This window comes from Synechococcus sp. 63AY4M2 (assembly GCF_002760475.1).
Classification (GTDB): domain Bacteria; phylum Cyanobacteriota; class Cyanobacteriia; order Thermostichales; family Thermostichaceae; genus Thermostichus.
The window spans coordinates 966,188-976,504 of sequence record NZ_AXUX01000001.1; the positions used below are offsets into that span (position 1 = coordinate 966,188).

Genomic DNA, 10,317 nt, shown 5'->3' on the forward strand with positions numbered 1-10,317 from the left:
GCACCTGGGAATGAATCGCTTGGTATTCGGGGAAGAGAGCCTTTGTGTTTACCAAGTCTCGTTTGTGGGAGTCGAAATCGGGCTTGTCTTTCAACACAGGCAGATGACAGACCGTCAAGGAGCAGGCATGGATATTGCAGCGATTCTGCTCCCACCCGTTGAACCGTTCTGCCAGGCGATAGTTATACTGCCTACGCAGCAGCTCCAGCCACTCACCCATCAGGGCGACTTGGCTAGCAGTAGGGCGCAAGCGGTACTGGTAAGCGGTTCTCATGATGAATGCATTGTACCTGTTGAACGCTCCCGCCTCTCATCCTGACTCTGGCCGGCCCGCCCCCCTATATCCCCCCGTATACGGGGGGACTGGGGGGCTGGGGGACTGGGGGGCTGGGATATAGGGGGGTACAGAGCGGGGCTTCCAGGACTACGTCCCGCTAGCGCGAACGGCGGATTAGCTAAAACTCCCGCCCTCGCCCAAAGGCCAGAACTTCATCCACCCCCAAGCGAGGCTTGCGCGGCAAGTTGCCGGGCGCAGGGTAGCCCACCGCCAGCAGCATCACCGGCACGTAGCGATCGGCAATCCCAAACTCTCGCTTGACCCCTTCAGGGTCAAAGCCGATCATCGGCCCGCTCACCAAACCCTTCGCCTGCGCCGCGATCATCAGTGCCATGGCCGCCAGCGCCCCGGAGCGAATCGCCTCGTCCCGCGCCAAGGTGGGGTTGTTGGCGTAGGTGGCTTGGGCCATGCTTACCCAACTTTCCGCCCGCTCAGCAGGGAGGATCCCGGCGGCAACGGCCCTTTGGGCGATCTCAGGCAGCTTCTCATAGCCCTTCAGATCCCCCAAGATGATAAACACCACCGCCGCATCCGCCACCTTCTGCTGGTTGTAGGCCAGGGCCTTGAGGCGCTCTTTATCTGCAGGATCGGCGACGGCAACAAACCGCCAATGCTGGATGTTGAAGGAAGAGGGGGCTTCCGTAGCATAGGCAACCAGCTCTTGGATCTCCATCTCCGATAAAGAGCGGCTGGGATCGAACTTGTCGGCGGAGATGCGCGCTTTTAGGGCGGCTAGGGCGTCCATCGCAATCCTCGAAGCTCAAAGGTCGAAAGCAAGAAGGCTGCTGACCCCACGACTGGAGGCAGAGTTGGTGAGCAGCCGTACATTCTGGGTTCAAACGGTCTGCCCTCTCTAGGTTATCTCCTTTTTAGCCGGTCTGAAGCAACCGGTGAGCCGGGCCTTGGCAAGCAGCCCCCTCGGCCAAACGGGATCCCTGGCCCAAAGGCGGCTATGATAAGGGGATAATCAAGGCTCTAGCCCGCAGCATTGGATTTTGCGGGGTCACAGACCGGCGATGGCGAGCGGTGTGGTTGATGGGGAGAGGCAACCTGTGAATTTCGGTCGCGTGCTGACGGCAATGGTGACTCCCTTTACACCTGAGGGGGAGCTTAACTACGAAGAAGCCGCTCGTTTGGCCGATTACTTGGTAACCCATGGCAGCGATGGTCTCGTGGTCTGTGGCACCACCGGCGAGTCTCCCACCCTAACCTGGCAAGAGGAGTACGAACTGTTCCGCGTGGTGCGAGATGCGGTGGCCGGTCGGGCTAAAGTTATCGCCGGGACGGGATCCAACTCCACCCGCGAAGCCATTGAAGCCACCAAAAAAGCTGCCCAATTGGGCTTGGATGGCTCTTTACAGGTGGTGCCCTACTACAACAAACCCACCCAAGCTGGCCTCTATCAGCACTTTAAGGCGATCGCCCAAGCCAGCGACCTGCCCATCATGCTCTACAACATTCCTGGTCGGACGGGGGTGAGCCTGCAGCCGGAAACTGTGGCGAAATTGGCGGAGTTGGAAACGATTGTCGCCATCAAGGAAGCTAGTGGTATAATGGACGCAGTCTCGGAAATTCGGCGGCTCACTCCCTCACATTTCGGCATCTACTCAGGAGATGACTCTCTGACATTGCCGATCCTATCTTTGGGAGGCAGCGGTGTGGTCAGTGTAGCTAGCCACTTAGTTGGGCCGCAACTGCAGGAATTGATTCAAAGCTACAGCAGGGGACAACACGACCAAGCCTTGACTTATCATTTGCGTCTGTTTCCGCTGTTTAAGGCTTTGTTTATTGAGACCAACCCTGTTCCGATCAAAGCAGCGCTAGAGATGCAGGGTTGGCTAGTGGGGCAGGTGCGCCCTCCGCTGGTGCCTCTCCAGGGCGGTTCTTTACAGGTTTTACGGCAAGTGCTGCAAGAAATGGGCCTCCTGGCTGAAGCGCAGGGATCCGAACGAAGGACGGCGAAGGCTTCATGATTCGATTATTTTCTTAGGTTTTACCTTTACCATGACGAGAGTTTTTTAAGGGTTAGGGGGTCTTCTGTGGCGTTTGAGCTGTGATTAAGACAGTTTTCCTTCTAATTTTTGCTTTTTCCCAACTGGGAAAGAGGTAAATTGCAACAGCGGAATCCGCCTTTTACCTATGACCTTGCGGGTAAGTTTGCTGGGATTTGTCTATACCAGTTTTCGTCTGTTGTTTGACTGTCACTGTTGAGGATCTAAAGCTAGTATGCCAACACCACGTACTTCGATCGCTTCCCGTCCTGCGGCTTCGGCAGCTAAGCCCACTTCCTCTCTGCAGATGATCCCGCTAGGAGGCGAGCGGGAGATCGGCAAAAACACCTGGGCCTTCCGCTACGAGGATGACATCATCCTGCTGGATGCCGGTTTGGCTTTTCCCGATGAGAGCATGCACGGCATCAACATCGTGCTGCCGGACATGACCTACATCAAGCAAAACCGGGACAAGGTGCGGGGGATGGTAGTTACCCACGGCCACGAAGATCACATTGGCGGGATCCCGTATCACCTACGAGAATTCGACATTCCGGTTATCTATGGCCCGCGTTTGGCGCTGGCGCTGCTGGAGGACAAGCTGCGCGAGGTGGGGCTGTTGAACCGCACAGAATTGCGCCCGGTCGGGCCGCGAGATATCGTGCCCCTGAGCAAGAACTTTTTTGCCGAATTCATCCGCAATACCCACTCTTTTCCCGACAGCTTCACGGTGGCTCTGCACACGCCGGTGGGTGTTGTCATCCAGACGGGCGACTTCAAGATCGACCACACACCGGTGGATGGGGAGCGCTTCGACCTGCAGCGGCTGGCCGAGCACGGGGAAAAGGGGGTGCTGTGTCTGATTAGCGACTCCACCAACGCCGAGGTGCCCGGGTTTACTCCTTCCGAAGCCTCGGTAGTGCCAGGCCTTACCAAGGCGATTGCGGGAGCCAAGGGACGGGTGATCATCACTACCTTCGCTTCTTCGGTACATCGCCTCAACTTGGTGTTGCAGATTGCTGAGCAGCAGGGCCGGGTGGTGTCTTTGCTGGGGCGCTCGATGTTGAACGTGGTGGCTCACGCGCGGCGCCTGGGCTACATCCGCTGCAAGGACGAGACGCTGCAGCCGATGCATGTCATCAACAGCCTGCCGGACGACAAAGTGATCATCCTCACCACGGGATCCCAAGGCGAGCCGCTGGCTGCTCTGACCCGCATTGCCAACGGCGAGCATCCGCAGTTGCAGATCAAGCCAGGAGACACGGTGATTTGGTCGGCCAACCCCATTCCCGGCAACACGCTCGCAGTAACGCGGGTCATCGACAAGCTGATGGAGCTGGGAGCCGATGTCATCTACGGCAAGGACAAGGGGCTACACGTCTCCGGCCACGGCTGTCAGGAAGACCAAAAGCTGATGATCGCCCTCACGCGCCCCAAGTTCTTTGTTCCTACCCACGGGGAGTACCGCATGCTCGTCAAGCACGCCGAAACGGCGATGAGCATGGGGATCCCGCGGGAAAACATCGTGATCATCGGCAACGGCGATGTGGTGGAGGTGAACCAGGAGCGCATTGCCATTGTAGACAAAGTGCCTTCTGGCCTGCAGATGATCGCCGCTTCCCACGATGGGGTGGTGATGGACGAGATGCTGCAAGAGCGCCAGCAGATGGCCAAAGATGGCATGCTGACGGTGGTGATCAGCTTGGATGGCAGGGGCCAGTTGCTCTGCACGCCGCAGGTGCAAAGCTTGGGCCTAGCAGGCGAGGGCACCTCTCTCAAGGGATCCGACCTGAAACCCCTGCTGGAGGACACCCTCAAGCAAGCTTGGCCGCGCTTTGCCCGCTCGCTGGAGCGGGGCAGGCTGGATATTGACTGGGCCGGCCTCAAGGCAGAAGTGGAGCGGGTGGTGCGCCGCTTTGTGCGGGAACAGTTGCCCGGCAAGCCGACGGTGCTGGTTTTTGTGCAATCGCCTGAGGAGGAGTCTGTACCTGTAACTGCTCTGCCCACAGGGGAGACGAAGACAGAACAGGAACGGATAGCCCTGGGGCGGCGGCGGCGCTCCTCGGCGGCGGTGGCGGCTTCGTAAGACCCGGTGGCTGGCGCTCAGGTCTCCTCCTTCTTCCCTGGGCCGGGGGGGTTGAGCTCTGCTGCCGGAAAGCTGCTGGAAGAGAGCTCTGCCTTGCCAAGGGCGGCCAACGCTTCGGGAGAAAGGGATCCCACGTCGCTAAAGGGCGGGCAGCGGTTTTGGGGCGGAACGGGCTGCTGCAGGGCTCTCAGGAAGGCCTCGGCCAGGTCGGCGTAGCCCCGGTCGTTGGGGTGAAAGCCATCCGCCAGCGGGCCAGGGAAGAAAGACTCGCGGCGGTAGGAGCGGGGATCGCAGAGCAAGTCCACTACGGGGATCCCCTGTTGGCTCAGGGGGTTGATGGCCCGTTGGCTAAGGCTGACGGAGACTAGAGCCAAAAGTTGCCGCAGGCCGCTGGGCTGCTGCTGGCCTAGGGGAATCAGGGCAAAGTTGGGCAGGTTGGCCACTGCTAGGCGAGCTTGGGGGGCGCGAGCCCGCACCGCCTGGAGCAGAGTTTGGTAGTCGGCGGCAAACTGTTGGATCTGGCGTTCAATAAAGGCTAAGGGATCCTCCCCCTGCAGGGCCCGTTGGGCGGCGGCAAAAACAATGGCGTTGGTGTTGTTGCCGCCCACCCAGATGGTGATTAGGTCAGCATTGGGAGGGATGCGCGGCACTTGATCCTGGAGCAGGTTGGCCGGGATCCCTTCCCGCAGGGCTTGCATGGCCGGGCTGAGCACCGCTCCCGAGCGGCCCAAGTTGATGAGCTCCACCGGGCCGGGCAGCAGGCGGGCCAGGCGAGGGACATACCCCGTTCCATTGGGGCAGTCCAGGGGTTCTGAGCGCTGCGGACGGGTGCCGGCCGCGTTGGCCGGGCCATCGCAGGAGATGGAGGCGTTGAAGCCGACGGCATCGCTGGCTCCCAGGGCAACGTAGCGGGTGAGGGCGGGTGGGCCGGGCACAGCAGGCAGAGGGGATTTCGAAGCGGCAGAACAGGCGGCTAGCCCTGATCCGAGCAGCAAAATTAGGATTGAGAGGAGGAGCAGCCCAGCCGTCTGAGGGTCTGGAGGTCGGTTTTTTCGGTATCTGGACGCTTGCATCTGTCGGCAAAGAAAGCAGGTGCAAGGGGGTAGCTTTGGAAAGACTGGGCAGGGGTCGGGCCGGGCGGGAAGCCCCCCAGACAGGCTAACCAAAGATCGGCCAATCGGCGAGTATGGTGGGAGTATGGCGCTGCGCTTTTGCAAGTCCCGCACCTACCACGATCCCCTGCACGGCGCCATCAGCCTGGATGGCGGGGATCCGGTTGAGGCGCTGCTGATTCGCCTCATCGACACACCGGCCTTCCAACGCCTGCGCCGCATCCGCCAGTTGGACACCGCTTTTTTGACCTTCCACGGGGCCGAGGGATCCCGCTTTACCCACTCGGTGGGGGTGCTGCAGGTTACGCGGCGGCTGCTCGACAAGTTGGCCCGCCGCTACCCGGAGCTGCGCCCCTACCGCGCCGTTACCCTGGTTGCCGCCCTGCTGCACGACATTGGGCACCCTCCTTTTAGCCATGCAGGGGAGGAGATTTTTGGCTGCCGCCATGAGGTCTGGACGGCCCGCATTGTACGCGAGGATCCCCAGGTGGCGACTCTTCTGGCGGAGTTCGACCCGCAACTGCCCGCTCAACTGGAGCAGGTGTGGCAGAAACGCTTCCCCCTGCCGCTGGTGGGGCAGCTCATTGCCAGCCAACTGGACTGCGACCGTTTTGATTACCTCATGCGCGACAGCCTGCTCACCGGCGCCCAATACGGCCACCTGGATCTGGATCGCATCCTCACGGTGTTGGACTACGACCCGGAGACGGGATCCCTCTCCATTCCCGCCCGCAAAGGCCTGGGAGCCATCGAACATTACCTGGTGGTGCGCTACTTCATGTACACCCAGGTCTACCAGCACCCCAAGAGCCTCTGCGCCCGCTTCATTTTGGATCGCCTCTTCAAGCGGGCCCAGATCCTTTTGCAAAAGGGGGAGATCGAGTTGGATCCCATCCTGAGCGCCTGGTGCTGGGCCGCGCTGGCGGCGCAAAAGGGGGATCCCTTCGAGCTGCCTTTGCCCCTCTACCTGGCCGCTGACGATGTGATGTTCAGCTACCCTTTCCGCTTTTGGGCTATGGTGGGGAAGGATCCCATCTTGGCGGATCTGGCGCGGCGCTACCTGGAGCGGGATCTGTTCAAAGCCCGCAACCTCACCCGCTTGCCAGCCGAGCGACGCCAAGAGCTGGTGGCAACTCTAAGCCAGAAGATGCAGCGAGATGGCTTGGATCCAGAAAGCTATCTGGGAATCCGCTCCGCCCACGTCCAGGGCTACAGCTTTTACGACCAAGGGATCCAGCTCAAAACCGAAGACGGCTACGCAGAAATTGCCCAGCTCTCGCCGCTGGTGCGGGCTTTGGTGGAAACGCAAAGCCAGGTTTGGCTGATCTTTCCCCGCCCCTACAGCGATATCGTAGAAGGGGCGCTGTCTGCTTAGAGGATTGGGAGATCCTAGGGCCAGGGCATGGGCAAAGCCGTTCGTATCTAAGCGAGGGAAGCAAGCGTGGGGATCCCGGAGATCCTGGCGGGGGTGTTGGCGCCGACGGCCCTGGCCATTGCGTTGGTGGCGCTGCGGCTGTGGCGGGCGCTGCGGGCCTCCCCCTGGCTGAGGGATCCCTCGCCGGAGCAAGCGGCAGCAGTGGCAGCGGCCATGGAGCGGCTGGCGGTGATCGTGCCCGCCTACAACGAAGCGGAGAACGTGGTGGGCTGCCTGAGCAGCATCCTGGACAGCACCGCCGCCCCCTTGCAAGTGTGGCTGGTGGACGACGACTCCACCGATGCCACCTGGGAGCTGGCCCAGGGACTGGCCGCCAAGCGACAGGATCCGCGGCTGCACCTGCTCAAAGGGGATCCCCGCCCCCAAGGCCAGACCTGGGTGGGCAAAAACTGGGCCTGTGCCCAAGCCGTTGCCGCCCTAGCCGCCCAGCCTGATCCCCCCGACTACCTGCTCTTTCTCGACTGCGACGTGCGGCTGGAAAGTGGAGCCATCGAAGCCGCCTTAGGACATTTGCTGGCAAGCGGCAGCGGCCTGGTAAGCGTGGGGCCGCAGTTGGTGTGCGGCTGCCTGGCCGAGTGGCTGGTGCAGCCCATCATGATGGTCATCTTGGCGGCAGGCTACGACTTTGCCGCCGTGAACGATCCCGACAACCCCAAAGCCTTTGCCTTCGGGCCGTTCATGCTGTTTCGCCGCTCCGCCTACGAGCAAGTGGGCGGACACGCCGGCGTGGCCGAGGTGGTCATCGAGGATGTGGCGCTGGGACAGCGCATCAAAGCGGCCGGCCTCGGCCTGCAGATCTGCCTGGGGGGGCCGCGGGTGCGCAGCCGCATGTACGCCAATGGGGCCGCCCTCTGGGAAGGGTGGACCAAAAACTGGTTCCTGGGCCTGGAGCGCAACTGGGCCTTGGCGGTGTTGGCAATGGGTACGGTCTTGGGGATCTGCAGCTTGCCCTGGTTGGGGGTGATCCTGGCTGGGGCTACGGGATCCCTGGAGGTGCTGTTGGCCAGCTTGGCAGGGATCCTGGCCCAATTGGCCATCCGGCTCTTGCTCCGGCATTGGGCGCATCTGCCCCTGCGCTACTGGTGGCTAACGGCAGTGGGGGGTTGGGCGACAGCGGCCATCATCTTGGCTTCGGCCATCCGCACCACCACCGGCCGCAACTGGACCTGGCGGGGCCGTTCTCTCGCCGTCCACAGTGTGCCAACACCCTAGAAACGGGGCAAGAACATGGTCTAATGGGGGATGTTCGGGAGACAGGCAAGCTGGGTTTAGAAACGGTGGAATAACACACTATGCAGGCTCTGGTCATCGGATCGGGGGGACGAGAACACGCCCTGGCCTGGAAGCTGTTGCAGTCTCCCCAGGTTACTCGGGTCTACTGTGCCCCCGGCAACGGCGGCATGCAGCAGATGCCCCGCTGTCAATCCGTGGCTTTGGCGGCTACCGACATTGAAGGCCTGGTGCGGTTTGCTACCGTACAAGGGATCCGCCTGACGGTGGTAGGGCCAGAGCTGCCCTTGGTGCAGGGGATCGTGGACGCCTTCCAGGCAGCAGGGTTGCCCATTTTCGGGCCTAGCCGCGCCGCTGCCCAACTGGAAGGAAGCAAACTCTGGGCTAAGCAATTGATGCAAGAGGCGGGGATCCCGACTGCTCGCGCTACCGGCTTTGCTGAGCTATCTGCCGCTGTGGCCTATCTCGACTCCCAGAGTTTCCCAGTGGTCATCAAAAAAGACGGACTGGCTGCCGGCAAGGGGGTAACCGTTGCCCAAAACCGGGAAGAAGCCGTGCAAGCCCTGGAAGCAGCCCTGGCCAAGCCGGGCGATCAGGTGCTGATCGAGGAGTTTATCCCCGGCCAGGAGGTGTCGGTTTTGGCTCTAACCGATGGCCAGATCTGTGTGCCGCTGCCACCTGCCCAGGACTACAAGCGCCTTGGCGAGGGCGATACTGGCCCCAACACCGGCGGCATGGGAGCTCATGCCCCTGCGGATCACCTGGTCACTCCAGAAGGGTTGGCCCGCATCCAAACCCAGATCCTGGATCCCACCCTGGAGGCTTTGCAACGGCGGGGCATCCGCTACCAGGGGGTGATCTATGCCGGTTTGATGATCACGCCCAGTGGGGATCCCTACGTGTTGGAGTACAACTGCCGCTTTGGGGATCCCGAAGCTCAGGTCATCCTGCCCTTGCTGGAAAACCCTTTGGACGAGGTGCTGCTGGCCTGTATAGAAGGACGGCTGGCCCAAATCCAGCTCAAATGGAAACCCGGCTATGCCGCCTGCGTGGTGATGGCAGCCCCAGGCTATCCCGATGCCTACGAGCGAGGGATCCCCATCTCCGGCTTGGATGCAGCTGCCACCACGGGGGCGTTGGTGTTTCATGCGGGTACCCGCCAGGCAGGCAAGCAGCTCCTGAGCGATGGCGGGCGCGTTCTCTGTCTTACCGGCCAAGGGGCAACCCTATCCGAGGCCCTGCGCCAAGCCTACGCAGCTGTGGAGCAAGTGCAGTTTCCCAAGGCCTACTATCGTTCTGACATCGGCAGCCACGCCCTGGGGCCTGCCGTCCGCCGAGGAGTGATCCCTACCCCATAAAGCCATCCCTTGCCCTCTCAGCTGCAGCCGGATGGAAGAAGCCCCAGAGGGGTCGCTCCTCCAGGGCCCATAAAGCAGCTTTGAAAAAAGCTTTGATGCTTAGACGATAGCGCTTTCGGTAACAAGACGGCAACAGTGATATCAAAAGCTCAACTTTACTTTAGATTCCTTAACAATAGCCCTCTGCTTTGACTAGGCACGGATATTGCCAAGGCCGAGCCTCCCCTGTCGAGAGGGATCCCGCATCAGCTCACTTGAGCCGTTGCAGTCGCAGACCTGGATCCCTTGGGGCAGGGATTTCCTCGCTCTCCTCTCCCCTGGTGGAAAAGAGGTTGGGGGTGGTCGCCTGTGGCAGCGCATGGCAGAGGAGACTATCTCTCTCAAATAGATTCAGCTAGAAATCGCAGGAGCCCCGCACTGTACCCGTAGGGTCAGTGCCGGGAGGAATGCGCTTTGATGAAGTACAATGAACTTATGAGCCAAGTCCTGACCGTCTCCTGTAAGCTCAAGGCGTCCCAGTCGCAAGCCGCCAAATTGGACGCGACGATGGAGGCTTTTGGCCAAGCCTTGAACTGGGTCAACCAGAACACGCCGGAGAAGATCGTCAACGCGGTCAAACTGCAATCCCTTTGCTACTACGAGATTCGAGCCCGGTTCGGCTTGTCCAGTAATCTGGCCCAGCAGGTCTGCAGACGGGTGGCAGGCGCTCGCAAAGTGGCGAGACAGCGCAACCGTCCAGTTAAAGAGTTCAAGCGTAGGTTCGTTACC

General features: G+C 61.0%; 8 protein-coding genes and 1 pseudogene. 6 read left to right on the top strand and 3 right to left on the bottom strand.

What is annotated here, in order from left to right:
* Both SYN63AY4M2_RS04290 and SYN63AY4M2_RS04295 read right to left on the bottom strand, forming a co-directional pair.
* Positions 1-274: helix-turn-helix domain-containing protein (locus SYN63AY4M2_RS04290; RefSeq protein WP_168175118.1), on the bottom strand; the 274-nt coding region annotated here is incomplete at its 3' end.
* 181 nt (positions 275-455) lie between these two features.
* Entirely contained in the window at positions 456-1,082 is a 627-nt protein-coding gene (locus SYN63AY4M2_RS04295) for a nitroreductase family protein (RefSeq protein WP_011429526.1), read from the bottom strand.
* 271 nt (positions 1,083-1,353) lie between these two features.
* Here SYN63AY4M2_RS04295 and dapA point away from each other — a divergent pair, with 271 nt between their 5' ends.
* Positions 1,354-2,310: a 4-hydroxy-tetrahydrodipicolinate synthase gene (dapA, locus tag SYN63AY4M2_RS04300; RefSeq protein ID WP_049749712.1), complete on the top strand. Its 957-nt coding sequence runs from the start codon at positions 1,354-1,356 to the stop codon at positions 2,308-2,310.
* Positions 2,311-2,563: 253 nt separating this feature from the next.
* Positions 2,564-4,414: a ribonuclease J gene (locus tag SYN63AY4M2_RS04305; protein ID WP_099835632.1), complete on the top strand. Its 1,851-nt coding sequence runs from the start codon at positions 2,564-2,566 to the stop codon at positions 4,412-4,414.
* A 17-nt stretch (positions 4,415-4,431) separates the two neighbouring features.
* On the opposite strand, the gene SYN63AY4M2_RS04310 is transcribed toward SYN63AY4M2_RS04305, so the two are convergent.
* Positions 4,432-5,349: an SGNH/GDSL hydrolase family protein gene (locus SYN63AY4M2_RS04310; protein ID WP_240530495.1), complete on the bottom strand. Its 918-nt coding sequence runs from the start codon at positions 5,347-5,349 to the stop codon at positions 4,432-4,434.
* Positions 5,350-5,611: 262 nt separating this feature from the next.
* Here SYN63AY4M2_RS04310 and SYN63AY4M2_RS04315 point away from each other — a divergent pair, with 262 nt between their 5' ends.
* The 4 genes and pseudogenes from SYN63AY4M2_RS04315 to SYN63AY4M2_RS04330 form a co-directional block, all read left to right on the top strand.
* On the top strand, positions 5,612-6,901 hold the full coding sequence (locus tag SYN63AY4M2_RS04315) for an HD domain-containing protein (RefSeq protein WP_011429522.1): 1,290 nt from the start codon (positions 5,612-5,614) through the stop codon (positions 6,899-6,901).
* A gap of 66 nt (positions 6,902-6,967) precedes the next feature.
* The gene (locus tag SYN63AY4M2_RS04320) at positions 6,968-8,173 is read left to right on the top strand and encodes a glycosyltransferase family 2 protein (RefSeq protein ID WP_240527274.1); all 1,206 of its coding nucleotides are present in this window, start codon (positions 6,968-6,970) and stop codon (positions 8,171-8,173) included.
* An 80-nt stretch (positions 8,174-8,253) separates the two neighbouring features.
* Positions 8,254-9,549: a phosphoribosylamine--glycine ligase gene (gene purD / locus SYN63AY4M2_RS04325; RefSeq protein WP_099812403.1), complete on the top strand. Its 1,296-nt coding sequence runs from the start codon at positions 8,254-8,256 to the stop codon at positions 9,547-9,549.
* A gap of 474 nt (positions 9,550-10,023) precedes the next feature.
* Positions 10,024-10,317 (top strand): annotated as a pseudogene (locus SYN63AY4M2_RS04330) (RNA-guided endonuclease TnpB family protein); the annotation flags it as partial.

Excerpts from the sequence above, each read along its gene's own strand:
- SYN63AY4M2_RS04295 (WP_011429526.1), bottom strand. The coding sequence starts at position 1,082 with ATGGACGCCCTAGCCGCCCTAAAAGCGCGCATCTCCGCCGACAAGTTC.
- dapA (WP_049749712.1), top strand. The coding sequence starts at position 1,354 with ATGGCGAGCGGTGTGGTTGATGGGGAGAGGCAACCTGTGAATTTCGGT.
- SYN63AY4M2_RS04305 (WP_099835632.1), top strand. The coding sequence starts at position 2,564 with ATGCCAACACCACGTACTTCGATCGCTTCCCGTCCTGCGGCTTCGGCA.
- SYN63AY4M2_RS04315 (WP_011429522.1), top strand. The coding sequence starts at position 5,612 with ATGGCGCTGCGCTTTTGCAAGTCCCGCACCTACCACGATCCCCTGCAC.
- purD (WP_099812403.1), top strand. The coding sequence starts at position 8,254 with ATGCAGGCTCTGGTCATCGGATCGGGGGGACGAGAACACGCCCTGGCC.